This is a genomic window from Methylosinus sp. DMC45, from assembly GCF_056313885.1.
Genome location: NZ_JBQUZK010000054.1, coordinates 80,390 through 106,145 on the forward strand (window position 1 = coordinate 80,390; position 25,756 = coordinate 106,145).

Genomic DNA, 25,756 nt, shown 5'->3' on the forward strand with positions numbered 1-25,756 from the left:
TGACGGGAGTCGCAGCGACGTGCGGAGAGGCCACGTCGGCTTCAATGTAGAAGGCGCTTCGATGTCGGCCAAGCATCGGGTCGGACGCATGCCGGAAAAGCCCAAAGAAGACCTCTGGAACGACGTCACAAAAATATTGGTAATGGCTGGGCAAAGGGGATGGACATTTCGTGAGGATCGGGCGGCCAGCGCCGCGCTCCAAATTTCGCGCGCAGCGGCTCTAAACTTGCTCAGCGCGAATTGCCACTTCCTCGTGCGATGCACGAGGCGGCAAAATTCGCGCCCATTGAATGACTTCCGAGACGTCTAGCGTCGTGCGGCTTGGCGCGCCGCCGGCGACGCGCGCGTTCGCCCCGGAGCGTCGCGGCGTCGTCGCACGAGCGCCGAATACGCGCTAATCGAATTTCTTTGCGCCAAGCGTGTACCAAAATCCGCCGACGGCTGCCGGGGACACGAACAAGAGCCTCAGATTGTCGGGCGCCGATTGGAACAACGCCACGGCTTCGGCGCAGGAGCTTCGGAGCGCGGGACATTTCGTCTCCACTCCGGCGCTCTTGTCGCACGCCTCCAGATGAATAGTCTCGCCGGGCACAGAGCACTTCAGGATGACGATTTTCGCGGCGCCGGAAGGCGTGTCGGCTATGCCGCTCGAAGAAAGAAGACATAGGAGGCCGAGCGCGGCCAAGCCGCGCATACCGATATGAACACCAATCATTTTTGCCCTCTGGCGCGAAATTCGGGACGCGACGCCGCCCCGGCGGGCAGCCTAGAAAAGTGTCGCGACGTCGACAACGGCTTTTTTGTCCGACACAGCGGCGACACGACCGGTGATTTGCGCCTCGCGCTTTAGCCGCTATCTTGCGGCCGGTCTCACGAGAAACGGGCGCGGTCGCATGTGGCGAGATCGACTTGACGCATTCTGGGATGGACGACGCGGCTTCGCCATTCTCTTTTGCGATGACGAGGAGAGCGGCGCGCCGACCCTGCGGCCAGATATAATCGTTCTTTCGGCGCCCGATCCCGAATTCGCGGGCGCGACGCTGCTCGACCGGCTCGACGCGCGGCGGCTTCGCGGCGGTCATTGCGTGCTCGAGCTGCCGCCAGATCATTCGCATGTCAGCCTGCGCGCGCCGGACGGCGCGGAGCTGCGCGTTGCGCTGCGGGGCGCCGACGCCCCCTTCGCCGGCGGCGAGATGCGTCTGCTGCTCGTCGACGCGCCGGAGACGGCGGGCGACGAGCCGGCGTCCTTCCGCGCCGTCTCGGCGCCGGCGCGCGGCGACGTCGAGCGCGCGACGCGCGGGCCGATCGCCCGCTCCGGCGCGCGGCTCGTCTGGGCGCTCCGCGAGCGCCGTCACGTCGGGCGGCGCGACGGCGTCGCCGCTCTGCTGCAGCTCTGGGCCGCGCAGCGCGTCTTTCCCGCGCAACAGAGCCGCATCGTGCTCGAGGCGCTGGAGCAGCAGACCGTCCGCGGCGCGCCGGCGCTGAAGGCGCCTTTCGCCATAATGGAGAATTGGCTGCGCGAGAACGGCGCGCCCTGCCCCGCCTTGCGCCTGCGCTGTCCGGGCCCCTTCGACCGCGACGTCTCGCTGCTCGCGCGCACCAGCGTCGTGCTGGCAATGCATCAGCGACGACGTTTGCGGGAATGGGCGCACGAGCAGCGCGCCGCGGGCGAGCCCATAATAGAGCCGCTCGATTTCGCCGACATTCGCCGCGCGGTGGGCGCCGCGGACGAGCGTCCCGAGGCGGTGGAATCCGACCAGAGCATCGTCGTCCACAATCTCGCGAGCATTCTCGCCGCCGGCGACGGCGCCGCCTTCGACGGCGTGTCGGCGACGCGATGGGCGGAAGAGGGCGAAAGGGGCCTGGTGCTCGATCTGCACTTCTTCGGCGCCTCGCTCGGCGACGACATCGGAATCGTCGGCGCCGCCGCCGACGCCTGCGATCTCGGCGTCGTTCCAGACGATCCCGGCGGCGCCGCCTTCGCGCGCCTGTTCCGCGTCGAGAGCGACGGGCCGCGGCCGCGACGGGTGGCGGAGGAGGACCGCCTCCTGGACGAGATCCTGCGCCTCGCCGCGGATCGAGAGCAAGACGCCGGCCTCGCCCGCGCGCCGTCCGAGCGAAGGACCAACGCCGAGGGCCGTCGCGAGGGTTTCGTCTCCGGCATGAACGCCGCGCTCGCCGCGGCCGCCTATCCAGGCCGGCTCCATGCCGCGCGGCAATGGGACATGCTCGAGCCGATCGCGATGGCGGCCTTCGCCCGTCTCTGCGCCGAGGCCGACGCGGAAGGGCGGGCGACCGTCTCGCGCCTCGGCGGCTATGACGCCTATCGGGCCGATCCGTCGCTGATGGAGGCCTGCGTGCGCGCTCCGCGGCTCGCGCGGGCGGGCGACGAAGCCGGCTTCCGCGCCTATTGCGGCGGCGCGCGGGCGTTGCCGCCGCGTTTCCTCGCTTTGTGCCGCGCGAGCGGCCTGATGGCGGCGACGGCCGGCGCGGCGGCGCAAAGCCGCCTTCTCGAGTTGTTGCTCGCTCATCCCGCGGTCGCCGCTCACGCCATGGAGACGCGCATCGAGCTCGACGACGCGCGCGATCTGGAGCGCGTCGACGAGATCGCCTTGCTGCTGCGCGACGAGGCGATGTTGGAGCGAGCGGCGATCTATTGCGACGATCTGCAGCTCGACGAAGAGGCGCGCCGACTGCGCGACTATGTCATTCGCCGCCGCGCCGGCGAATGGACGCCATTGGCCGAGACGCAACGCCTCGCAGTGGTCGTCGACGAGGCCAACGCCTATTGGCGCCGGCTCGACATGGAGCGCGCGGCTCCGATCGAGACGGAGCCGCGCGCCGTCGCGGCGGCGCCGAAATCCGACGGCATCCTCGCCACAATGCGGAATTTCCTGCGTTTCGGCGGCGCCAGGGGGCCGGGAGGCTGAAACAGTCAGAAGCGAGCCTATGACGCAGAAGCTCACATTATGCCTGGTCGGACCGCGCGGCGGCGGCAAATCCGCCGCGCTCGCGACCTTCACCGACTGCATCGTACAAAACGCCCATGGCTATCCGGCCGAACTGCGGCCAGCGGCGCAGTCCATCACGCGCGCCGCTTTCCACGGGCTCGATTCCGAAGCGTCGCGGCTCGATATTCTCGATGCCGGCGCCGACGAGTATCAGCGGCTGCGTCGCGATTTCGCCGAAGGCGGCGCGCCGACCGACGCGACGCGCCTGCACGAATATTTCTTCCGCATGACGCTGAACGGCGAAGCGTCGCCGCCGCTCGCCGAGCGAAAGCCGGCTCTGGCCAGGATCATCGACGCGGCGGGCACCGCCTCCATCGCCGACGAAACGGCGCCACAAGAGGCCTCGCGCGAGCTGCGAGACGATTTCGTCAAGAGGCTCGCGGAGGCGGACGCCATCATCCTCGTGCTGCCGATGACGCGCTTCGAGGACAGCGGCTGGGTCGGCAATCTCGCCCGCCTCATCGAGCGGCTGGCCTTCGCCGCCGATTGCCGCGCCAAACGCGTCGTCGTCGCCTTCTCGCACTATGAGCGGCTCTTCGTCCGGCTCGGCCCCAGCGCCTTCACCTACGCCTGCGATCCCGCCGTGGCGCTCCATGTGCTGCGCGGCGCGCTACGCGCCTCGTCATGGAGCGACGGCCTGCGCGCTGGAGGCCTCCGGCCGCGCGGCGGTGCGCTTCACCGTGTTCTCGGCCCATGGATTCGTGAAGGGCTTTCAGAACCCGAACATCGATCCGCACATTCGCGGCGACCAGCGCTTCCGCCGCGCCGGCGTGGACGGAAGACGCGGCTTAAACGAATTCTGGCGGCCCTTTCTGACCGCCGATCCGTTTCTCTACGCGGCCTTCGATCTCGAGAACGCCTTCATGTTCTCCTTCGCGCAGATCGACGCATCGACGCTCGCCGGACGTTCGCCTTCGATGCGAAATTCACCCCCCTCGCCCTGATGCGCTTTTTGAGGCGCGCAAAACGCCTCGAAGGAGACGCGCGGCGAGCGTCTCGCTCGGGGCCGAAGCGTCTATTCGGCGGCCGCTTCCTCGCTCTCGGCCTCGACGGACGAGGCGGCGCGCAGCGTCAGATAGCGGTCGAGCGCGCTGCGCCGGCGGCGCCAGTAGCCACGCCCCGATCCGTCCCCGGCGCCGAGCTCGGCGGTGAGCGCGGCGACCTCCGCCGCGACGGAGCCGCGCGACGCGCGCTTCAGCGCGAGCGAGAGCTTCGCCTCCACCTCGGCCAGCGTGCGATTATCGAGCAGGTAGACGCCCTTGCGGTCGAGGCTCGCCACTCCCTCCCGCACCAGCCGGTTCAGCAGGCCGACGATATTGCTGCGCACGTCGATCGGCAGATCGGCGATCTCGGCCGCGTCGAAGGCGCTGCGGCCGCCCGGGCGCGGCCGCGAGAGCCGCAGCAGCGCCTTCATCAGGCGCAAACTCGCGGCCTCGCCGTCGCTGTCCGCGACATCGAGCGCGGGCAGAGCCGGCGCCGGCGCGCGCGACTGCGATTCGCGCGCCTTGAAGATTTCCGACAGCAGCTTCATCACGAACATGAAGGCGTCCTGCGCCACGGCCACGCCGATCGCCATGGTCGCGTCCGGCGTGAGGCCGACGAAGGCCTCGCGCGCCAGCTCGAAGCGATTGCGCTGCATGCTGTGCGTGCGCAGGAAGATGTCGCTGCGCTCGAGATGGCTTCGCACCTCCGCTTCCGTGAGGCCGGCCGCCTTGGCCATCACGATGCAATCGTCGACGATCTTCTTGGCGTCCTCGAAGCCGCCGGCGGCGGAGGCCGTGTCGGCGTCGGCCGCGTTGCGGATGCGCGCGACGATGGCGCTCATCTCGCCGCGAATCTCGCCGTCGAGCGAGCATTTGCGCTCGAATGCGGCGCGGCCGGCGATCGTCTCGTCCCGCGTCGTGAGCCGGTCGCGCGTCTCGACGCTCGCGGGCTCGCAATCGAATTCGGCGGCGACGCCGCCACGCTCGACGCCTGCGGCCCGCATGGCCTCGACGATCGCCTCGCAGGCCGGCTTGGCCTCACGAATCCGCGCCCAGCTCGGATCGGCGCGAATGAGATCGCGCGCGAGGGCGAGGCGGCGCGCGGCGCTCGCGATATCGGCGGGCTCCTCCCCCGTCACAGCGGCGGCGGCGTGCGCGGAGGGCGCGCTCTCCGCCTTCTGCCGCAGCGTGACGATCTGCGCCGCGAGCATGTCGCGCCGCCGGATCGCCTCGTCGCGACGACCGGTCGGCGCCGCGAGCGTGTCCTGTATCGTCTGAATGCGCTTGCGCGCCGCATTGGCCTTGCCGCGATGCGACTCGCAATTGGCGCCGCAGGCGGCGCCGAGCCCGTCGAGGCCCTTCGACGCGTCGACGGCGAGCTGGTCCTCCTGGCGCGCCGTCGAGGTGAGCGCGACGATCTCGTCCTGCTTGGCGCGGATGATCGGCTCGAGGTCGGCGGCGGCATGCTCGAGCGCGGCGAGCCTTTCGCGCGTCTCCGCCAATTGCCGCGCTGCCGCCTGCGCCTCCTCGATCTCGAAGGCGCGCTTGCGGGCGACCTCGGAGGCCGCGCGCAGGCGCTCCTCACGACCTTTCTCCAGCCCGTCGCGCAGGCGCGCCGTGGCGTCGTTGGCCGCCTGCAGCGCGGCCTCGAGCGAATCCTGATAGGCGCGCATGCCCGCCGTCGCATTGAGGCGCGCCGTCTCGGCGTCGTAATCGGCCGCCGCCGCCTCGGCGGCCGGCAGCAGCACGTCGGCGGCGAGCGCCATGGGCTGCAGCTCGGCCACCATCTTCTTCGACGAGAGCCGGAATATGTTCGTGTAGTAGTAGGTGAAGGAGAAGAAGGCCGAGATGGAGAAGACGAAGAGATAGACGATCGCCGTGACGCTCGTCTTGACGAGCATTCGCTCGCCGAAGATCTGCCGCCGCGCGATCAGCGCGCCGAGATCGGCGCCGAGCGACCAGCTCGTCGCGGCCAGCATGACGAGTATGGCCGATGTGCCGATGATCGCGCCGACGACGCCGACGAGGTCGCTCGACTCGCGGCGCATAATGTCGATCATGCCGCTCGATGTCGTAAAGAACACCCAGCAGAACACTGGAACGACGACGATGGCGGCGACGCGGCCTATGTCGATCGACGGCGGAGCGGCGAAAAACACGCGGATGCGAGCGAGCGCGCGGCGCAGCGGCTTCTGCCGCTCTTCCGTCACGAGCGCTGTTTCATCTGGCTCAGGCGCCGCCGCGACGACGGCGTCCGGTCGAATCGAATTGACGTCGGCCATGCCCGACTCCCTCGCGCGCTCCGCATCTGCATCGAAGCCAGACTTAGCATAGAGCCGGGAATGCTTGAACGCACCGGCGCGCCCGCGCCGTTCGGCGCTGTTTCCACGCCCATTTCGAGCGCGGGATGGTCCTGGGCGCGGCGTCGCCTGCTCGTCGATGTACGAGCAGGATGGCCGACAGCGGATCGCCCATGAGCAGCCGGAGCGCAAGACCGCCGGTCACATACTCGGATAGCGATGCGCGGGGGCGACGCGCGACAACTCCAGGGAGGCGAGGAGCGGATGAATCCAGCCGTTGCCGAGCGAGCGATGGCGAGGCAGGACACAAGGGGCAACCTCATCGGCGCGATGCAATACGATCCTGGCGTATTCGATTGAGCGCCGGCGGCGACGGCTTCGACATCCGCACGCCGGCAGAGACCTATCATGCTGGAATGACGCTTGCCGCGCACCGCCATCGTTGGGGCCAGCTCGTCTTTGCGAACGCAGGCGTGATGCGCGTCATGACGGAGGCCGCCGCTTGGCTCGTTCCGCCGACGCGCGCGATCTGGCTGCCGGCCGGCGTTCAGCACGTCATCGCCGTGCAGGGCGAAGTCGCCATGCGCTCGCTCTATATCGATGCGCCGCGCGCCGCGCCGTTGCCCGAAGCCCCTCGTATGTTGGAGGTCGCTCCATTTCTTCGCAAGCTGATTCTGCATATCCTCACGATCGGGATGCTGGCGCCCGAGCATCCCGAACACCACCGGATCGCGGGCTTGCTGATCGACCTGATGCTGGCTGCGCGGCATGAGGATCTGATGTTGCCCCTGCCGCGCGACGCCCGCGCTATGCGGCTTGCCGAACGCTGGCGGCAAATTCCCGGCGACAGTCAAGATCTGGCGGCGCTGGCCATGGAGGTCGGCGCCAGTCTGCGCACGTTGCGGCTGTTTCCGAACGCAACCGGCTTGACGCTCGAAGAGTGGCGACAGAAAGCGCGGATGATTCATGCGATTGGGCGCCTTGCCGCCGGGGTAAGCGTCACGGATACTGCACTGCATTGCGGCTATCAGAGTCCCGCCGCCTTCACCCGGCAGTTCGGCGTTTCACCGGGTCGATATCGGGTCTAGCGACCCAAGACTGGCTGGTTCTGATCGGTGATCCGCAGGCCTGGCTCGCCGACATCCTCGCGCGCATCGGGCGATCGGCGCGATGAATTGCTGCCGTCGAACTGGCGCCAAAAGGATAAAGACGCGCCGGCGCATACAGCCTGTACATGTACGTCAACAATGTCTTTCACGTCACGACCATAGAGCGCATCGCTGAATGCGGCCGAAAACGTCTGGCAATTTCTGCGCGAGAGCTGGTTGTCCAACCGAGTTTTCAAATCCTACGAGGATATCGTCTATCATTGTTGCGCCGCCAGGAACAAGCTCATCGATCAGCTGTGGCGCATCACGTCCATCGGGTGCCGAGTTTGACCCATGGGCTTTGATTACAGAAATTTGGACTAACAGAATCTCGGTCGCGCTTTTCGATGCACGTTGTCCTCCGAGGATAATCGTCGCCAGCGCTTCGAGTGGCAATTCCAACAATCGGCCGAGTTCGCTATTCGAAGCCTCGTGCGGCGAACACGTCGTCGCCCATATTCAGCCTTACCGTGACCATTACTCCGCGCACAATGGCGCCGTTTTGCCTATCGACACGCGATAGCGCCCGATTCGTTCGAGAGATTGAATATGCCCGATCGCTGCACGATGCGCCGAGGCGGGCGCCGAAAGGAGAGCGACTATGACGCACGTACCCGTCACGGAATCCGCGTTACAGAATTTCGGTCACAATCCGCTGTCAGTGCGTGACACTGACCACTATGAGCAGGAATATATCGAGGCCTTCGTCGAAAAATGGGACGAGCTCATCGATTGGGACGCGCGAGCGCAGAGCGAAGGCGGCTTCTTCATCCAAGTGCTCGCGGCCGAAGGCAAGCGCCGAGTCCTCGATGTTTCTACCGGTACGGGATTTCACTCTGTCCAGCTCTTACGAGCGGGATTCGACGTGACGAGCGTCGACGGCAGCGCGAATATGCTGATCAAGGCATTCGAAAACGCGAAACGCCACAATTTGATTTTGAATACGATTCAGGCCGATTGGCGCTGGCTGAACAAGGCCATTCAGGGCAAATACGACGCCATCGTCTGCCTCGGCAATTCCTTCACCCATTTATTCGACGAGATGGACCGTCGCCGCGTGCTGGCGGAATTCTACGCGGCTCTTAGATACGACGGCATGCTGATTCTCGATCAGCGCAACTATGACGCCATTCTCGACGTCGGTTATGACAGCACGCATAAATACTATTATTGCGGCGATCGCGTTGTGGCGGAGCCCGAACATATCGACGCCGAACTCGCACGGTTCCGATACGCCTTTCCCGACGGGCGCGAATTCCATCTGAACATGTTCCCACTTCGCAAGAACTATGTCCGCAGGCTCATATCGGAAGCGGGATTTGCGCGCGTCCGCACCTACGGCGACTTCCAGGAGCAATATGGTGAGCACGACCCCGATTTCTTCATCCATGTCGCGACCAAAAACGCTCCCCGCGGAAACGGAGATGGCTCAGATGAGTAACGCGCAAAGAGTCACGCGAGCTGTCGAAGCCTACTACGACAGCAAAGACGCCCACGCATTCTATCTCCACATCTGGGGAGGAGAGGACATCCATATCGGTCTCTACGAATCCGCGACCGACACGATCGCGGACGCCAGCCGCAGGACCGTCGCCGCTATGGCGGATAGAATCGTCACGCCGCTCGATGAAACGCATACGGTACTCGATATCGGTTCCGGATTCGGCGGCGCCGCGCGCTATCTCGCGACGCGGTTCGCCTGCCACGTCGTCTGCCTGAATATCAGCGAGGTGGAAAATGAGAGAAACCGGGCGACCAATCACGAAAGAGGCGTCGGCCATCTGATTTCCGTTCGCCACGGCGACTTCGAACACATCCCAGCGGAAGACGCCAGCTTCGACCTCGTCTGGTCACAGGATGCGATTTTGCACAGCGCCGACCGCGAACGCGTGATCGCCGAGGTCTCTCGCGTTCTAAAGCCCGGAGGCGAGTTTCTTTTTACAGATCCGCTGCAGGCAGACGACATTCCGCCGAATGCCCTGCGAGCGGTCTATGACCGCATCCATCTCGACTCCCTCGCGTCGGCCGAATTCTATCGAGCGACAGCAATGCGGCACGGGTTAGCCGAAATCTCGATCCAGTTGTCGCCGCATCATCTTCTCAGCCACTACGGAGCCGTGCAAGCAGAGCTGAAGGCGCGCTATCGAGAGATGATCGATGTTGCGTCGCGAGAGTATGTCGATCGCATGCTCGTCGGCTTACGGAACTGGGTCGAGGCGGCGGAGATCGGTTACCTCGATTGGGGAATTCTGCACTTCCAGAAGCGGCGCGCAGCGCGGACCGCCTCTGCCGATCCGATTTCCTGAAAGCGCTGATGGCCATCGTCGTCTGTCTGTTGCGAGGCGGAGATCGGATTGCGCGAAAACGACAGGAGCGTCGGGACTATGCAAGCAATTTTTCGCACAGGAGACGCTGCGACCGATCCCGCCTCGACAGGGGTCGACCCGGAAGATGCGCCGCTCAATCGCTTCCATTGGCGCCTGACTTTTTATTCGGGAGGCGGCCCGTTTCTGGACGGCTATATATTGAGCATCATTGGCGTAGCAATGGTCCAAGCCACTCCCGAATTGGGATTGTCGACGTCCTGGCAGGGCCTGATAGGGGCGTCCGCTTTGATCGGCATTTTCTTCGGAGGATGTCTCGGCGGGTGGCTGACCGACAAATTCGGCCGCCAAGTTTTATACACTTTGGATCTGATCCTCATCATCGCTTGTTCGGTCGCGCAATTTTGGGCGCAAACCGCATTCACGCTTTTCATCCTGCGTTTGTTGATTGGCGTCGCGGTGGGCGCCGATTATCCTATCGCGACAGCTCTATTGGCCGAGTTCGTCCCGAGGCGCTACAGGGGCCCTTTGCTCGGCGGCTTGATCGCCATTTGGTTCGCGGGCGCGGCGGTCGCCTATGTGGTCGGAGAGCTGCTGCTCAATTTCGGTCCCGATGGATGGCGCTGGATGCTGGCGAGCGCTGCTCTTCCGGCGACTGCCTTCGTCATCATGCGACACGGCACGCCCGAGTCGCCGCGTTGGCTGTCGCGACAAGGCCGCCACGCGGAGGCGACGATGGTGATCCGACAAATTTACGGGACGAATGCGAATTCGAAGCCGATTTCGTCGAGCTCTGGCCATGAACGCCTCGACGGATGGGCGCTTTTTCGTTCTGGGTATGGCGATCGCCTGTTTTTCGTGACCGCTTTCTGGACCTGCTCGATCATTCCGCTGTTTGCCGTCTATGCGTTCGGCCCGACGATCCTCGCGTCTCTCGGGCTGGATGAAGCGATGACGAACATCGGGTCGGCATTCATCACGACCCTTCTCTTGGCGGGGTGCCTCGTCGCGATGGCCATCGTGAACAGGCTGGGGCGACGCAAGCTGATGCTCCACAGCTTTCTATGGTCGGGCATAGCGCTTTTGCTGCTGAGCACTTCGACGGGAAGCGCGCCGATCATCGCGTTATCCTGCTTTTCGGCATATGCGCTATTCATTGGCGGCGCACAGGTGCTCACGTGGGTTTACCCGAACGAATTGTTCCCTACGGAGATCCGAGGCACAGCGATCGGGTTGGCTTCGTCTTTGAGCCGGATCGGCGCAGCGGCGGGAACTTATTTGGCGCCGATTTCGCTCGACACTCTCGGAATAGGCGCAACAATGTCGATCGCAGCTTTCATCACCTTCGTCGGGTTTGTGGTGAGCTGGCGGTGGGCGCCTGAAACCACGAACTTTGGTCTCGATCAAAGTGCGTCCCTTTGAGTTTCGTGGCGGCCGATGTGCGCCAATCGAGCTTGGTGCAGGGATACCCCGTGATCCGGGATTTTAAGGAATGCTGGGGCCGAACATGCTTCCGGTTTTGACAACGGGAACGGACCATGCCTTTCAAGTTTCCGGTCTTCTGCGCCTATCGGACATGCCGCAGATTTCCCGGCCATGCGGGCGTCTCGTTCGCGTTGGTTGAGTGGACAGCCCGCATCGCTTCTCGGAGCTTGCGCGCATAGGCTTCGTGAGGGCGCGGCACGGATTGTCATAGACTTCCAGCGCGACGCCTCCGAAACATTGGCCTATCGCTACGACAAGCTGCACTTCATCGGACCGGACGGGAGATCGATGCCACAGCCGCCGCCATCGGCGGTCGTCACCACTCAGATGACAATGTACGGGCTGCATCTCGGTCGCTTCGCCGACGCGACTCTGCGGGCATGCCTGTTCATTTGCGGATCGGCAGGGACAGCGATGATCGGAACGGGTCTCGTGCTGTGGTCGGTCAGCGCGCGCCGACGCGCGACGTCGCGCATGGGAATGTTTCTCGTCGAGAGGCTGAATATTGGCGTGATCGTCGGATTGCCGATCGCTGTGACGGCGTATTTCTGGGCTAACAGGCTGCTCCCTTCCGCCTATCCCGGTCGCCTGCTAGGCGAGCCTATGATCTTTTTCTCGACCTGGCTCGCCGTGTTCCTCGCCTCGCTTCTCCCTTGGCGCCGCGCGCCCTGGGGGCCGATGCTGCTCGTCGCCGCGGTAGCCTTCGCCGCTTTGCCGCTCGCCGACGCGGCGGCCTATCGCAATGGAGAGATCGCATCCAATGATCGAGTCTTTCTGGGATTCGACGTCGCTATGGCGACAATCGGATATGCGTTCGCAGCGATCGCGGAAAAGCTGCGTGAAGAACACACAAACGAGAAAATCCTCGATCAGACGCCCGAGAGAGAGCTCTACTTTCATTTCCGCGACATTGGCGCGAAGCGGCTCGATCGGCGTCGTCGCATTCGTCATTGCAGCCTCCGTCGGAGCGCTGCTGGCCACCGTCCTGCTCGCCTACGCTCCCCGATTTGCGGCGGCCGTCGGCTCGTTCGCGGGTCTGATCGCAATTCTCGAGATGATCTTGGACACAGCGTGATGTCATTGAAGTGATCGCCCAACCTTGCTCGAACGTGTGTGTCCCTCTCCTCGGCGCGTTCGTCCGGCCTTCGAGATAGCAACGGCCGAAGGGGACGAAAGCATTTTTTCTGTTGCAGAGCCGCAATACGAAAGGAGCAGCAAGGGATATTGTCCTGGCGGCCGTTGCATGACGCCCTGCGAAGCGAACACATAGACCGCTTCGAGCGAAGCGGGCGGCCATTTCGCCGTATTGCGAGCCCATGCGACCCGGTACGCGGCGTCAGATCGCCGTTGATGTTTCGGCGCTGGACCGCGGCGGCGCGGCCCGCGAGACGAAAGGCGCCTGCTTCCAAAAGCGCAATGCGCTGAGACCCTCCGGGACGATCAGCGACAAATAAGCGACGAAAGGCGAATCGATATAAAGTCCGAGCGCGACAAGCGGCAAGGCGACGAACCAAAACACCGAGCTATCCGTTTTCGCGACCGCCCCGAACGACCCTCGAGCCTGCAAGACGGCTCTGAAGATCGACGTCATATAGCGCAGCGGTATCGACGCAGCCAAAATTTCGACCAAGGTCGTCCACCAAGGACCATGCTGACCATATAATCGCCCAAGCGCATCGGTTCCGGCCAAGAGCAAGATCGCGACGCCCACGGCGAAGGGAGCGCCCTTCAGCGAGATCGTTCTGATCGACTCTATGAGGCGTTCGTCGGTGAGCCCTGCAAGGCGAAATGCGAGAAAGCGCATCAATGTGACGAGCGGCGTGAAAACGATCAACATCAATGTCTGACCCGCGGCGAAGCAATTCAGCCGCCCGACGTGATAATTGCCGAGTCCGGGCGCCGCGAACATGGTGAGGCATGCGAGCATAGCGAGATGCATGGCGACGCCCCGCTCGGACTCCCAGAGCGCCGCTTTGCCGAAGCGACGCGCCCATGAGGCGCCCGGCAAGGTACGCCAATCGACGCCATGCCGCGATAGAGCCCAAATTCCCCAGATCGACGAGCCGACGCAGATGACGGCCCCTATCTGGAAGCAGCTGGAAAACCCCAGTCCGAAAATCTCCATGGCCAAAAAATTGCCGATGGCTTTGGCGGCGAACTCCCACAGCTTCCATTTCACGACGCCAGAGCCTTGGTCGAGCGCATGGAGCATGAAGGCCGAAGTGCTGCTGACGAAGCGGAACGGCGCGGCGAACGAATACCAGAGCACTCCGTCGCAGATCAGTCCAGCGATCACATCATCATCGACGAGCAGCCTCGCAAATCGGGGATAGCTCGCCGAGCCGAACGCCGCGCAGCACAGGCCTGCAAACAGCGAGAGCCATAGGATCGCGCCGATGACGCGCGGACTTGCGCCGCTTCGCCGCGCCTCGCCGATCGCGGTCGAAGCGACGGCGCCCAGCGCGCTCAGCAAGATCACATCGACGACGACCAGACGTGTCGTCATCGCATAAGCCCCCGGCGCGCCACCGCCCAAATGGCCGACCATTATGACATCGGCTTGCTGTGCGAGCTGCCCCGCCACGATCACGAGAAGCAGGGGCCAATAGCCTCGCCAAAAGCCCTTGTCGCTCTCGATCATAGAGGTATGGGCCGCCATCCCGGGAAATGATCGAGCTCGTAGCCCGGCGTCCGAAAGCATCCAAAATTGCCTTCGGGCGCCGGAAGCTCGCATTCGAACTCGACCTGTTCGACTTCGATGAAGCGCGTCTCTATGCTGCTGAGCTTCCAGCCGGCGACCGCCTTCGTCGGTCCGATCAGACGGCTCGCAATGACGATCCCGCAATAATCGAGATCACGGTCGCGTCCCGACCACCGCGATGCGGCCGCAGCCATGAGCTTCAGAGCGAGGTCTGCTCCGACACGTTCGCGAAACTCCGATTGCAGCAGCCATTCCGCGGCCCAGATATGATAGGCCCAATCGAATGTGAGGTTCTTCTCCTGCGCCCATTGCATGAACGGCAGGAAAATCGCGCGCCCGTCGGGGCCCGAAAGCTCCAACAATTGCGGAACGGCGTCGAACAGCACATGCCAATAGGCCCGATAGCTGATGTCGAGACGAACATGACTTCGTGACTCTCGCGCGAACGCGTCGAGCCGGGAAGGGTTCATCATGTCCTGATAGAGATCGGCGTCGATTCTAGCCGGCGCAGGCGACAAAAGACTCATTGGTCGTGTCCTCGGCGTGGGGGAATATCTCGCGCAGACGTTCGAGATCGATCGCGATCGAATCATATTCGATCTCGAAATCGCGCTCATATGTGATCGTCGAGCCCGGCTTGTCGAATGCCGCGCGCATGGAGCGAAGGAACTCCAACGTGTCCGGCGCCATTTCCCTATCATGCGAATCGACGATGACTCGCGGGTCCAGAAACGAAGGCCCATATCCCGCGACATGAAAATGTCGCGTCGACGAGATGACATCGTTCCAAGCGTCCAGCGGCGCACCGCAATTGTGTCGGGCGACCACCGCATTGGAGGCGTCGAAGAGGATCCCTGCTCCAGTTTCCCGGCAGAGCCTCCGAAAAAACTCGGGCTGCTCCCATCCGCCGTCCATGATGGATGGATAGTTTTCGAGATGGAGCTGGACGCCGAGCATATCCTGCCATTGCTCCACACGATTCCGCACGGGGGCATATTGGGCGTAATCGATTTCGCCGAGATAGAAGAGATTCCGTCCGTTCGGCGCAAAACGCAGAAGATGGTCGGACACGTATGCCGGCTGAAGCGCATCGATGAGAATACGGATCTGCTTGGCGAGCTTCTCGAGCGTCTCTCTATCATTCTCGAGAAACTTCGACAGCATGATATGGAACCCGACCGGACACTCGAACGCGTCCGCCAGCTCTTTGAGCGGAACATTCAGGAAATTGTCGATGAGCAACTCGCAATAGTCGATTTGCCGCTCTCTGAGCATGCGCCGAACCATGTCCAGCGTGCCGTTCAAGGTGAAGTTGAATCCGATTTGCATCTGGAAAGCTTTCGACGATGTCCGCATGGAAGCTGGAAAGCCGTCCCCGGCCGTATGAACCGGGGACGGCGCTGCCGAATAAAATCAGCAGGTGCCGCACCACGGCGGGTTGCACGCGCACATGGCCTGAACGCGGCCGATCACGGGGAGGATTTCCTTCTTGACGACTTTGATGGTCATTGCTTTCTCCATTCGGCGTTTGATCTGTCGTCACGCCGTCGCAACCGGCGGCGTGACGACTCGCTCTTCCGCAACGCCCCAGCGGAAGACGATTCCGTGTCGCGTTTCGCTCTTTATGTCGAAAGAGATTCGCGGCTCTCGACGGGCGACAGTGATGCGAGCGCTTCGAGGAGCGCATCGTTTTCCGACGGCGTCCCGACAGTGATGCGCAAATGTTTTCCGATCCGAGAGGTCGGAGGAAACGCTTTGACGAAGATGCGAAATCTCTCTCTCAATTCCTCCGCGACGCTCGCGCCGGTCCGTGGCGTCGCGCAAAAGAGGAAATTGCCCTCCGAGCGAAAGGGGGAAAAGCCCGGCATCCTCGCCAGTTCCTCACGCAAGCGCTCACGCTCGCGCTTCACCTGGTCGATGAGCGGTTGGAACAGAGCGGCTTCTTCGAGAAAGATTCGCGCGACGCATGCGGTCATCGCATTCACGCGGTAAGGGAGCGAGGCGCGTTCCAATTCGCCAATGAGCGGCTCCGATGCGACGAGATATCCCAATCGGCACCCCGCGAGTCCGATCTTCGAAAATGATTGCGCGACGATTACATTGTGGCGATCGATCGCATCCGTCGCATAGGAGACGTCGGCATAGGCAGAATATGCCTCGTCCAGGCACAGCAGGTCGCTCGTGGACGCCGCGAGCCGCTCGAATACGCCGCGATCCAGGGCGCGTCCGGTCGGATTATTGGGATTGCCGACATAAAATATCTTTGCGCCGTCCACCGCTGTCATTTTGTCGACGACCTCGGTCGACAGGACAAATGCGTCGTCGAGCGGAACAGTGACGAAGCCTTTGTCGTTGAGAGCGGCGAAATGCCCGTAGAGCGGGAATGTCGGCGTCGGAACGACCACCGCTTCGAAGGGGCCCCCGAAAGCACGACAAACAAGATCGAGCATTTCCGTCGAGCCGACGCCGAGAAGAATATTTTTGGCTCGCACGCCGATATTCGCAGCGATCGCGGCCTCGAGCGCATCGATCTCCATCGCATCTGGATAGCGTCGAAAGTCGATCGTCGAAATCTCTCGCGCGACACGCGCCAGGAATTCGTCCGGGAGAGGAAAACGCATCTCATTGGCGTCGAGACAAAGGCCGTCGCTCCGCGGAATCGAGCCGTATATCGGCGTCGCTCCCAAGCGCTTCTTGGCTTGCGGCCGAGGCGTCGCAGAGTGTGGCGCTGTTTGCGCGAGAACATCGATCAGGACCGACAAGGCGCGCCTCCTGTTCTACCGATGGTGAAAGCTATCGTGGCCATGCCTACGCTCGCTCTGTGTGCTTCATCGAGACATGGGACGATGGCGCCTCGCGTATCTGCGAGTCATTCACGAAACATGTCGGATCATTCACTCGTCATGAGAGACGCGCCGATGCGATCGAAACCGACATGGGCGAAAAAAAATTTCTCGTGATACAGAAAAATTCGCTCGATCGATCTATGTCGCGATGATCGACTAGAAGGAGACATACGTCGACGCCGGAACTTATGCGCAAACCTCGAACGAACGCCCGCTCGAGCCGCAGACGTGGAAGCGAACGGCCTCACAGCAGTGACGCCGTTCGTCATGTTTCTTATCGGGCGGTCATGTCGGGGAGGCTCAGCTCCAGCGCTTTCGACAATCGCGCGCGATGCGCCTTGATCTTATCGCTTTCGGAGCGAGAAATTTGCGGAAATGCGAGCGCCTGCGCGCAAGCATCGGTCGCGGCGGCGATCGATGTCGGCGAATTCGGCCTTTTGAAGCACCTGCGCCAGCTTTCGATATATCTCGCCATGCTCGGATCGAAGGGCGTCGCCGATCCGGCGCGATGCGCATCCGCGTCGGCGCCCTCGTCATTTTCGCAGACTGTTTCGATGATCTTGCAGGGACCTTTCGCGCCGCATTCGGCGTCGGCTTTGTCTCGTGCGTGAGCGAGGCTGTCGCCGAGCGCCGCTGCATAGCGAGATCCGTCGAGACTCACCGCGACGGCGGCGCAGCCGTCGTGAAGCGACTGCGCGACCGTGCAGGCGCTTCTCTCGCCGCCGCAGACATAGACGGCGAATCGCGCGGCCCCGCGCGGGTCTGAAAAGCCGCGAGCGGAGCCCGTCAGCCATTCGCCATTGTCGCGTCGCCCGAGCGCGAGAGCCGACTCCGCCCGAGAGCCCGAAGAGGCTCCCGATATGAGCAAAATCCACGTCGATAAGACGTATGCGGCGCCGCGTCCGAGGCGCCCGCTCTTCGGCCTATGGGCATGAGCGTGAAATAGAGAGATTGGTTCGGTCATGAACAAGCTCGACTTTTGATGAGTCGACGAATGCGCGCGCCTGCCGAAAAGTCATGCGGGATTCGACGATTGAAACGCCATGCTGTGGCGTAAATCGCCACGGGCTTTGGTCAAATGCCTTTCCACCGTTCGTGTCGATACGCCGCAACGGTCGGCGATTTCGATGTTGGTGGCGCCGTCGACCACTTTCAAGAGGATGATCTGCTTGCGCAATGGCGACAGCTGTTCGAATGTCGAGGAATAGTCGTGGGGCTCGGCGACATTCGGCATGTCGGAATGAACGGATTCGTCGAAGGGCGTCGCGGCGTCGGTAAAGGCGGAGCGGAGCTTTCGCCGCCTGTGCATGTCGGTGACGAGATTGGCGGTGATGCGATATAGATAGGCGCGCGGGCAGGTTAGCTTTTCGGCTCCTTCCTTTACCAATCGCAGATAGGCCTCCTGAACGATGTCTTCAGATTCTTCCCAACCGAGTCGCCGGCTGGCGAATTGACGTAATCTGGGCGCATAATCCCGGTAGAGCTGTTGGACCGACTTCTCCTTCGCTGTCATGCGCATCTCCATAGCTTCGCTCGGAAGTGGTGAAACAGGCGTTTGGTGGGCTCTAGCGTCTATGGCGCGATCGATCGCGCTTCTTCATGGATTCGGCCGACGACCGAATATGAGAATGGCTTCGGTTCAAAGCGATCTGATTCATCGGCACGACCAAGACGGTGGGGGCGATCGACGCATCCGCGAGCGCGATCCGGCACATGAGTCCGAACCCTTCGCAGCGTCGAAGACTTCGATCGCCGTGGGGCGGGGCGAGCGTCGGTCATCGACCGAACGGCTACGCAAGAACGGTAATAGCGCGGGGCGGCCCTGCGCCGCGAAAGGCGGTTCACGTCGTAGGCGAGCGACGAGGTCTCTTTCTCTTTGCATGCCAATTCGCCTCGAATGAGATTGCGAGAAGCTAAAAAGGCGGGAACGACGTCGCGACAAATCAATCGCTCTTCACCGAATGGAAGAGGCGTTGAAATTTGGGTCGGGTCCGCTCGTCGTCTCAGACGTGAGCTGCTTCGGCTTTCCCGGGTCGCCTGGTCAGTTGTCCATCGGCGGCGTCCGTCGCCACGCTTGGTTAGAGGCGGCTTCGCTCGGTGCGCGCTGGATGTGCCGCGTCATGCGGTGTCGATGCGACGAGCGCGCCACGCCAAATCGGTCGCGCTCGCGCCTATGACGCGCGTTCGATGTGATGTCGGCGCGGCGAATGTGGCCGTTCGAGCGCCGAGACAATTTATATGTGACAGAGCGCTTCGCGCCCTCATTTCCTTCGAAAATCGCAATAGCCGCATTTTGTTTCCTCTGACGATCGGTTTCAGTCGCCTCGCTTTCATCGATGCAATAGTGGGCGTCGTCTCGTGAGACGAACGCCTTCGAGATGAGGCCTTCCGCTCGAGGCGGGAGGCGTCCGCTTTTTCAGCCGTCAGAACTCCCATCGGAGCGAGCCGAGGAAGCTGCGCGGCGTTCCCGTTTGAATCGTCGTCCTGCTGCTCGCCGTAGGATAATAGATGGCGTCGGTTATGTTCTTGACATTGAGCTGCGCGGTCACCTTGTAGCCCGCGATCTCGGTCGTATAGGCGACCATGCCATTGAGCAGCGCATAGCTCGGCAGGATCAATGTGTTGGCGTTATCGCCAAAGGAATCGTCGACGACGGTGACGCCGGCTCCGAGGCTCAGACCGCGCAATTCGCCATCGGCTGCATATTTGACCCAGAGGTTCCCGTAGTTGCGCGGGCTGCCGGGCAGCTTATAGCCGGCGGCCGCGAGTTGCGTCGTCATCAGCGTGGCCGGATTATAGGTGAGCGCGCCTTGCATCGTGCGCACATCGTCATGCGTGTAATTGGCGATGACGCTCCAATTGTCGTCGATGCGGCCCATGAGATCGAATTCGACGCCGCGGCTGCGCGCTTTTCCGATGACCAGCGAATTGCTCGCATTGGTGGGGTCCGGCGTCGGAATATTCGTCTTTGTGATGCCGAAATAGGCGAGCGTCGCCGTCAGCCGACCGTCCAGAAGCTCCGCTTTGACTCCGCCTTCGAACTGCTCGCCTTTTTGCGGCGGAAGCGCCGCTCCGAGGCTAGTTGTATTGTTCAAGCCGAAGGAACGCGTGAAATTGCCGTAGAGCGAGAGCCATGGCGTCGGCTGATAGACGAGGCCGACTCTGGGGCTGAACGCCTTATTATAGACCGTGGTGTAGGAAGCGAGAGCGCCGGCGAGCGAGGTGACGGTCTTATTGCTGCCCGTTTCCGCCCAATCATAGCGCCCGCCCAGCAGCACATGAACCGAGTCGTCGAAGAAGGAGACCATGTCCTGCGCGTAGACGCCGGTCCAGCGTTGATCCTGCGTGATATATTGTGGGGCGGCGAAGGGATTGTCGAGCGTCCAATAATTGGGAGCATAGATGTTTATCGAGCTCGTCGCTGCGAATATATTCTTGTACATCGGCATATGAGTGCTGAGATAATCATAGCCGACGAGGGTCGAATGCGATAGCGGGCCCGTCTCGAACTTGCCTTTGAGGTCCAAATTGGTCGCGAAGTCGAATTCGTGGAATCCGCCGCCGAGCGTGGAGTTCGTCAATGTGCGCGTGAGAACGCCGGTCGCTTGATTGACGGTCAAGCCGAGCGCATTGATCTGGCTGTCGTCGAATGTCGAATAGCTCATCCGATTGGTGAGGCTCCAACCGGGGAAGAAATCATAGGTCCAGTCATAGGCGACGCGCTTCTTGTCGTATTCGTGCGGAGAGGTCGTCGTCAGAAGCGGAGTCTGAAGATAGCGCGAGATCGGTATCGGCGCAGGATAGGAGCCGATCGCCGGCAGCACGGGATAGTCGTCGACCCAAGTGCGATGCTGATATTCGAAATCTATGTTCATCCGAAATTGCTCGGTCGGACGAAAGCTCAGCGTCGGCGCCAGAAAAATATTCTGGTCCTTCACGAAATCCCGATAGGAATAAGTGTGGTAGAATTCGCCGTTGATCCGATATCCGAATACATTGTCCGGCGTCAGCGGACCGGTGGCGTCGACCGTCGTTCGGGTAAGTCCATAAGAGCCGTTCTGCTGCTGAACGGAATAATAAGGCGTCTCCAACGGGCGCTTCACCACGAGGTCGATGAGGCCGCCGGGCTCCACGCGGCCATAGAGAATCGCCGCCGGACCTTTCAGCACCTCGACCGATTGCAGATTGGCGGTGTCGAGATAGCGCATTCGGTATTCCATCAGGCCGTTCTTATAAGAGTTGCCATTGCTGGAAAATCCACGAATCTTATAAGATTCGGAAAAGCCCGGAGTCGTTTGCACGGAGCTGACATTGGTGACGATCGCGTCCTTGACGCTGATCGCTTGCTGATCGTCCATCAGCTGCCGCGTCACCACCTGAACAGCGATCGGCGTTTTTAGCAGCGGCATGTCCATCTTCATGGCGCTGGACGCGTTTTCGGCCTTATATCCGGTCATGCGATCGCCGGGGCCCTGGGGAGCGCCGCCAATGCGACGACCCGCGCGATCGGCGTTCGATTCGTGTCCGATGTCGATCGTCGGCAGCGGCGTCGCGCCCTCCGGGCTCGCGTCATTGCGCACTTCGGTCGCCTGGGCGAGAACGATCACCACGGATTTTCCGTTGGGCGACAGCTCATATTTCAAGCCGGTTCCGGACAGAACTTCCGACAGCGCTTCGGCGAGGCTGTGCTGGCCGGTCAGTCCTCTGGTCCGATGGGAACGGGTGAGGCGTGAATCATAGACGATGCGAACGCCGCTCGCATCGGCGACGCTGTTCAACGCGGTCGACATGGGGCCGGCCGGAATATCGTAGCTGCGGACGATCTCGGAGATTTCCTGCTGCGACATCTGCGCATGCGCTTCGGCGCGATCCGCGTTCGAGCCGAACGCTATGGCGCTCATCACGGACGCGATCGCCGTGGCGCTCATCATCCCACCCTTCGCCGACTTGCTTCCATTGGGAATCCGATCCGACATCGATTTGGTTCCGTCCCGTCTCCTAGCGGCAGGCACAGCGCCTCCCACTCTGACAAGGACGAAGCTCTCCTCCTCCGGGGAGGTCGACGAGTTAAAAAATTCTCCTTTCTCTATGCCGCGAGCGCGATGCGGTAGCCGAGGCCGCCGCCTTCGCCCGACGGCGAAGACGGCCCGCTATACAACAAGACGAACGGCGGCGGCGATAGGGGACGCGGCCACGCGGAAAAAGGCGTGGTCGAGCGCGGCTGGTCCGCGCGCCGGTTGCGGTGCAAATGGATACTCGACTTGGCGGAAAGCCGAGATGAGAGCCTGCCCGGCCCCCCACGAATCGAGAAGCCTCCTGAATGAAAATCCTTCGCCCCCTCGTCCGGGGAGGTCGAAGAGCAAAACTTTCTTCTTTTTTATCCCGTGAGCACGACGAGATAGCCGAGATCGAGAGCGCGAAGGCCGAGGGCCTTCTCGATCGCGGAAATCGCAGCCATTGGCTCTGCCGCATCGAACACGCCGCTCACACGCCTCTCGCGGATCGAGGGATCGAGAACCAAAATATATCCGCGCAGATAATGTCCGAGGACGGAGACAACCTCGGTGAGCGGCCTGTCGTCGAAAATCAGCTTTCCGCGCCGCCATGCGGTCACATGGTCGACCTGCACCCGATATGGATCAACCGCGGCGGCGCCAGGCCCAAAAGCGCTCTGTTCGCCTTCATCGACGATGATCGCCGGGCCGCCCGCCATGACGCGCACGCGATGCTGCGCGACCGTGACCTCGGTTCGTTCCCCTGTGGTCGAAATGTCGAAACTGGTGCCGAGAGCCGTCACCGAGCCGCGGGCGACCAGAACAGAGAAAGGCCTACCGGCGTCCGGCGCGACCTCGAACCACGCCTGCCCCCTCAGGAGCGTCACGTTCCTCTTGCCTTCATCGAAATCCAGCGAGATGGCGGAGCGAGGGCCGAGTTCGATCCGAGAGCCGTCCATGAGCGGGACCATCCGCGTCTCCGCGACGCCGGTGCTGGCCTGCGCCCGTAGCATGATCCAGACGTCGTCGAAGAAGACATAGGACAGCAGCGCGAAAGCGAGCCCCACGAGGCCGGCGGCGACGCGAGCATGCGGCGTCCGGCGCGGCGGGGCCACCTCGAATTCGTCGATGAATGGCCGGAGGCCTTCGAGATCGCCCCAGATGCGGCAAACCTTTTCGAATGCTTCGCGGTTCGACGGGTCACATGTCAGCCAAAGGACGAACGCCTCGCGCTCCTGCGGCGTCGGGGCTTGGCAATCGAGGCGCGTCCACCATTCGATGGCCGCTCTACGACGGCTCGATCGATCAAAAAGAGCGTCGTCATCCTCCATACGTCGCGCCAATCTGCCTCTTATCGGGCGTCACCGCCGCCACTGATCCCTTACTGTAAGAGGACGTATGTCGACAGTCGCAAGGAGCTTGTCTCGAGGAAAAATTTTAGTCGAGCGCCGCATGGCACCGCTCTAGCGCCAATCGTAGATGTTTGAGGACCATGTTTCGGGAAATGCCTAATCTATGAGCAATCTCGTCCGGCGAGAGATCATGGAAGCGGCGCAAGATGAACACCTCCCGGCACTTGGGGGGTAGACTCGTCAACGCGGCGTAGAACAAGCGGACGCTTTCCTTCGCCTCGCAAATCTGTGATGGGTCGAGCCCAGCCTCGGCGATCTCGGTCGGGATATCGCCCGGCGCGACGTGCTTGGCCATGCTCTTACGGTGACGGGATAAGTCGCGTGCGAGATTGATCGCTGTCGTTCGCAGATAGGCGTCCTCGTCGACGATCGGCTCGATCTCCCGACGGCGCATGAGTCGCATAAAGGTCTCTTGTAGAAGATCAAAAGCATCTTCGTGGCCCACGCGCCGCGTCAGGCAACCGAGAAGATCGCGCTTATTGCGCTCGAAGAGTTCGCCGATCAAACGGCCTTTGGTCTTGGACATGGGCGGGCTTCCGCTGGAGCCTCGAATTCGCGATGACAGCGAAGCGAGAAGCCGCCACGAGCGGTTCCCGCCTCGAACGATCTCCCCGCTCTAGATCAGGGAGACACGCGTTCAGGACAGAGACGGCGGAGCGCGAGCGAGGTGAGAATTTGCCCAAGGTTCGAGGCTGCGGTCGAAGTCGTCGACCGCGGCGAGGGGGACGCCGGTCGAGGCTGGACGGACGAAAAAATCGCCAACAACTGCAAGGAATGAAAGCAGAGTGGCCGGATCGCCCCGTCCACCGGCCCCACAGAGAAGGCAGCACTGATCGGTCGTGTGGCGTTCATCAATAGGGGCGCCTCGATCCGACTCTGAGCCGATTCGACAAATCTCATAATTTGCCGCCGCGACTGAGGCGGAGGCATGAAATCGAAACGCCGCAGCGGTGCGTGCAGAGAAAATAATTCCCTGCAACGCGACCAAGCAAATCAAAGCGCCAAAGAGGGCGCTCGCTGCTCGTTTCCGCTGAGATCCCCAATCCGCCATAAGCGATTTGTAAGCTCGGTCTCCGGCGTCGGTCAAGGCTCTGGGACATCCAACGCTTGTCCAGGCGGTAGTGAGGGGCGCGGTGGAATGAGACGAGGCTTCGCGATCTGGACGAATTCGCCCACGCGCCACAAGGCGGCAGGCGTCGAGGAAATACGCGCGAAGAACGAACGCTTCAGCGACGAGACTGGAGCGAAGCCGCTCGTCGAAACGTGCGAGGGCGTCCGACGCTCTTTCGAATGGAGCCTGCAGGCGCTCGAATGAAAGAGAGCCGGGAAGATCTAATTCCATGTTAATTCCGTGTGAATCGAGACAATTATCATGTTATCGCGACTTTTACTTGAGTGATAGAAGATACCTATTTCTCTTTCGACGCCTGGATCGAAATGCGGTGCCGCGGCCGCCGAAAGCAAGCCTCGGACTGGCTCCGAAGGCGCATTGTCAGCCAGCAAATCGACGAAAAAGGCTGTTTTCTGGGCTTTTCTCCTGCTGTCCCCTGGGTGGCGGCTTCGAACCTCGGCCTTCGGCTGCATTTTCAAACGACCGTTTACTAATATTCATAATAATTGAAATTACACCTATTGATCACATCATGGGCGATATGATACTGTCGCTGCAATGAGATTGGTTCTGGATACGAACGCCCTGATCGCAGCGCTCCGAAGCCCAGGCGGAGCATCCGCCGAGCTTCTCAAGCTCGCGCGTCGCGGCCAGGTTCGGCTTTTGGCCAGCGCCGCTCTCGCAATCGAATATGAGGCCGTGTGTCTGCGCGACGAACATCGAAAAGCGGCCGGCCTATCGACGAAAGAGGTCGGTCAGTTTCTCGACTCGATCATCGACCTGATCGAGCCAGTCGAAATCTGGTTCCTTTGGCGGCCGCAATTGCGCGATCCGGGCGACGAGCTGGTCCTCGAGGCGGCTGTGAACGGGCGGGCCGCGACGATCGTTACGTTCAATTTGCGTGACTTCGGACTTGTGCGAGAGCGCTTTGGCGTCGACGTTCTCACGCCGAGAGATACGCTGATGAGGATGGTGCGATGAAAACGAAAACTGCCGCTTATGCTCTTCGGCTCCCCGCTTCGATGAAGGCGGAAGCCGAAAAGATCGCCGCCGAGGATGGCACGAGCCTCAACCAGTTCGTCGCTTCGGCGGTGGCCGAAAAGGTTTCGGCGCTGCGCACGGCGCGTTATTTCGCGGAAAAGAAAGGTCGGACCGATTGGAGCGCCTTCGACCAGATCATGCGCCGCGAGGGTGGCGCGCCGCCGGTTGCGGACGACGAGATTCCTGAGGCTTATCGAGCGGCTCGCAAATAGTCCGTCGCGGATTTCGTCGGAAGGAGACCAGCGCGAATGCCCCTGATCGGCTACGCTCGCGTCTCGACCGAGGAGCAGGTCACGGACGCCCAGACCGATGTGCTGAAGGCCGCCGGCTGCGTCGAGATTTTTCGTGAGCATATGTCGGGGGCGAAAGCCTCGCGGCCGGAACTCGCCAAGGCCCTTTC

General features: G+C 62.2%; 23 protein-coding genes and 3 pseudogenes. 12 read left to right on the forward strand and 14 right to left on the reverse strand.

Features of this window, described 5'->3' with window-relative positions; all coding sequences use genetic code 11:
- Positions 1-893: 893 nt before the first annotated feature.
- Entirely contained in the window at positions 894-2,930 is a 2,037-nt protein-coding gene (locus ACT53T_RS18555; protein ID WP_476162353.1) for a hypothetical protein, read from the forward strand.
- Positions 2,931-2,967: 37 nt separating this feature from the next.
- On the opposite strand, the gene ACT53T_RS18560 is transcribed toward ACT53T_RS18555, so the two are convergent.
- Positions 2,968-3,222: a hypothetical protein gene (locus ACT53T_RS18560; protein ID WP_476162354.1), complete on the reverse strand. Its 255-nt coding sequence runs from the start codon at positions 3,220-3,222 to the stop codon at positions 2,968-2,970.
- 382 nt (positions 3,223-3,604) lie between these two features.
- On the opposite strand from ACT53T_RS18560, the gene ACT53T_RS18565 reads away from it, so the two are divergent.
- Entirely contained in the window at positions 3,605-3,955 is a 351-nt protein-coding gene (locus ACT53T_RS18565) for a hypothetical protein (protein WP_476162355.1), read from the forward strand.
- Positions 3,956-4,026: 71 nt separating this feature from the next.
- Here the strand turns inward: ACT53T_RS18565 and ACT53T_RS18570 are convergent, their stop codons facing one another.
- Entirely contained in the window at positions 4,027-6,276 is a 2,250-nt protein-coding gene (locus ACT53T_RS18570) for a hypothetical protein (protein WP_476162356.1), read from the reverse strand.
- Between the two features lie 374 nt (positions 6,277-6,650).
- Between ACT53T_RS18570 and ACT53T_RS18575 the strand changes: the two genes are divergently transcribed.
- Complete coding sequence (locus ACT53T_RS18575) at positions 6,651-7,382, forward strand: AraC family transcriptional regulator (RefSeq protein ID WP_476162357.1); 732 nt, start codon at positions 6,651-6,653, stop codon at positions 7,380-7,382.
- On the opposite strand, the gene ACT53T_RS18580 is transcribed toward ACT53T_RS18575, so the two are convergent.
- Positions 7,379-7,627, reverse strand: coding sequence for a hypothetical protein (locus ACT53T_RS18580; RefSeq protein WP_476162373.1), 249 nt, complete (start codon positions 7,625-7,627; stop codon positions 7,379-7,381). The two genes, ACT53T_RS18575 and ACT53T_RS18580, sit on opposite strands and share 4 nt — an antisense overlap.
- Here ACT53T_RS18580 and ACT53T_RS18585 point away from each other — a divergent pair.
- The 6 genes and pseudogenes from ACT53T_RS18585 to ACT53T_RS18610 form a co-directional block, all read left to right on the forward strand.
- Positions 7,566-7,733 (forward strand): annotated as a pseudogene (locus ACT53T_RS18585) (IS630 family transposase); the annotation flags it as partial. The gene ACT53T_RS18580 and the pseudogene ACT53T_RS18585 sit on opposite strands and share 62 nt — an antisense overlap.
- A 310-nt stretch (positions 7,734-8,043) precedes the next feature.
- Positions 8,044-8,883 (forward strand): glycine/sarcosine N-methyltransferase, encoded by an 840-nt coding sequence (locus tag ACT53T_RS18590; protein WP_472978045.1) that lies wholly within the window; start codon positions 8,044-8,046, stop codon positions 8,881-8,883.
- Positions 8,867-9,748: an SAM-dependent methyltransferase gene (locus ACT53T_RS18595; protein ID WP_476162358.1), complete on the forward strand. Its 882-nt coding sequence runs from the start codon at positions 8,867-8,869 to the stop codon at positions 9,746-9,748. Before ACT53T_RS18590 ends, ACT53T_RS18595 begins: the two co-directional genes overlap by 17 nt.
- Before the next feature lie 78 nt (positions 9,749-9,826).
- Positions 9,827-11,188 carry an MFS transporter gene (locus ACT53T_RS18600; RefSeq protein WP_476162359.1) on the forward strand — a complete coding sequence of 454 codons (1,362 nt, stop codon included), beginning with the start codon at positions 9,827-9,829 and terminating at the stop codon, positions 11,186-11,188.
- 174 nt (positions 11,189-11,362) lie between these two features.
- Positions 11,363-11,680, forward strand: a pseudogene (locus tag ACT53T_RS18605) (hypothetical protein); the annotation flags it as partial.
- Positions 11,681-11,929: 249 nt separating this feature from the next.
- Complete coding sequence (locus ACT53T_RS18610) at positions 11,930-12,340, forward strand: hypothetical protein (RefSeq protein ID WP_476162374.1); 411 nt, start codon at positions 11,930-11,932, stop codon at positions 12,338-12,340.
- Positions 12,341-12,587: 247 nt separating this feature from the next.
- Here ACT53T_RS18610 and mbnM read toward each other — a convergent pair whose 3' ends face one another.
- The 11 genes and pseudogenes from mbnM to ACT53T_RS18665 form a co-directional block, all read right to left on the reverse strand.
- Entirely contained in the window at positions 12,588-13,892 is a 1,305-nt protein-coding gene (gene mbnM / locus ACT53T_RS18615) for a methanobactin export MATE transporter MbnM (protein ID WP_476162360.1), read from the reverse strand.
- Positions 13,889-14,479: a methanobactin biosynthesis protein MbnC gene (gene mbnC, locus ACT53T_RS18620; RefSeq protein ID WP_400771015.1), complete on the reverse strand. Its 591-nt coding sequence runs from the start codon at positions 14,477-14,479 to the stop codon at positions 13,889-13,891. Before mbnC ends, mbnM begins: the two co-directional genes overlap by 4 nt.
- Positions 14,451-15,281: a methanobactin biosynthesis protein MbnB gene (mbnB, locus tag ACT53T_RS18625; RefSeq protein ID WP_476162361.1), complete on the reverse strand. Its 831-nt coding sequence runs from the start codon at positions 15,279-15,281 to the stop codon at positions 14,451-14,453. The genes mbnC and mbnB overlap by 29 nt, the downstream gene beginning before the upstream one ends.
- A gap of 84 nt (positions 15,282-15,365) precedes the next feature.
- Positions 15,366-15,461 (reverse strand): methanobactin, encoded by a 96-nt coding sequence (gene mbnA, locus ACT53T_RS18630; protein ID WP_157235562.1) that lies wholly within the window; start codon positions 15,459-15,461, stop codon positions 15,366-15,368.
- A 113-nt stretch (positions 15,462-15,574) separates the two neighbouring features.
- Positions 15,575-16,639, reverse strand: a complete 1,065-nt coding sequence (locus ACT53T_RS18635; RefSeq protein WP_476162370.1) for a pyridoxal phosphate-dependent aminotransferase — start codon at positions 16,637-16,639, stop codon at positions 15,575-15,577.
- 433 nt (positions 16,640-17,072) lie between these two features.
- Positions 17,073-17,666 carry a DUF4189 domain-containing protein gene (locus tag ACT53T_RS18640; protein ID WP_476162362.1) on the reverse strand — a complete coding sequence of 198 codons (594 nt, stop codon included), beginning with the start codon at positions 17,664-17,666 and terminating at the stop codon, positions 17,073-17,075.
- 147 nt (positions 17,667-17,813) lie between these two features.
- On the reverse strand, positions 17,814-18,311 hold the full coding sequence (locus ACT53T_RS18645; protein WP_476162363.1) for an RNA polymerase sigma factor: 498 nt from the start codon (positions 18,309-18,311) through the stop codon (positions 17,814-17,816).
- Positions 18,312-19,221: 910 nt separating this feature from the next.
- Positions 19,222-21,774 carry a TonB-dependent siderophore receptor gene (locus ACT53T_RS18650; RefSeq protein ID WP_476162364.1) on the reverse strand — a complete coding sequence of 851 codons (2,553 nt, stop codon included), beginning with the start codon at positions 21,772-21,774 and terminating at the stop codon, positions 19,222-19,224.
- Between the two features lie 401 nt (positions 21,775-22,175).
- A complete protein-coding gene (locus tag ACT53T_RS18655; RefSeq protein ID WP_476162371.1) occupies positions 22,176-22,907 on the reverse strand; it encodes a FecR family protein in 732 nt (243 codons plus the stop codon).
- 60 nt (positions 22,908-22,967) lie between these two features.
- Positions 22,968-23,123, reverse strand: a pseudogene (locus tag ACT53T_RS18660) (FecR/PupR family sigma factor regulator); the annotation flags it as partial.
- Positions 23,124-23,229: 106 nt separating this feature from the next.
- On the reverse strand, positions 23,230-23,730 hold the full coding sequence (locus ACT53T_RS18665) for an RNA polymerase sigma factor (protein ID WP_476162365.1): 501 nt from the start codon (positions 23,728-23,730) through the stop codon (positions 23,230-23,232).
- A 1,143-nt stretch (positions 23,731-24,873) separates the two neighbouring features.
- Here ACT53T_RS18665 and ACT53T_RS18670 point away from each other — a divergent pair.
- The 3 genes from ACT53T_RS18670 to ACT53T_RS18680 all read left to right on the forward strand — a co-directional run.
- Complete coding sequence (locus tag ACT53T_RS18670) at positions 24,874-25,296, forward strand: putative toxin-antitoxin system toxin component, PIN family (RefSeq protein WP_476162366.1); 423 nt, start codon at positions 24,874-24,876, stop codon at positions 25,294-25,296.
- Positions 25,293-25,568, forward strand: a complete 276-nt coding sequence (locus tag ACT53T_RS18675) for a toxin-antitoxin system HicB family antitoxin (protein WP_166146063.1) — start codon at positions 25,293-25,295, stop codon at positions 25,566-25,568. Before ACT53T_RS18670 ends, ACT53T_RS18675 begins: the two co-directional genes overlap by 4 nt.
- Positions 25,569-25,604: 36 nt before the next feature.
- Positions 25,605-25,756: recombinase family protein (locus ACT53T_RS18680; protein ID WP_476162372.1), on the forward strand; the 152-nt coding region annotated here is incomplete at its 3' end.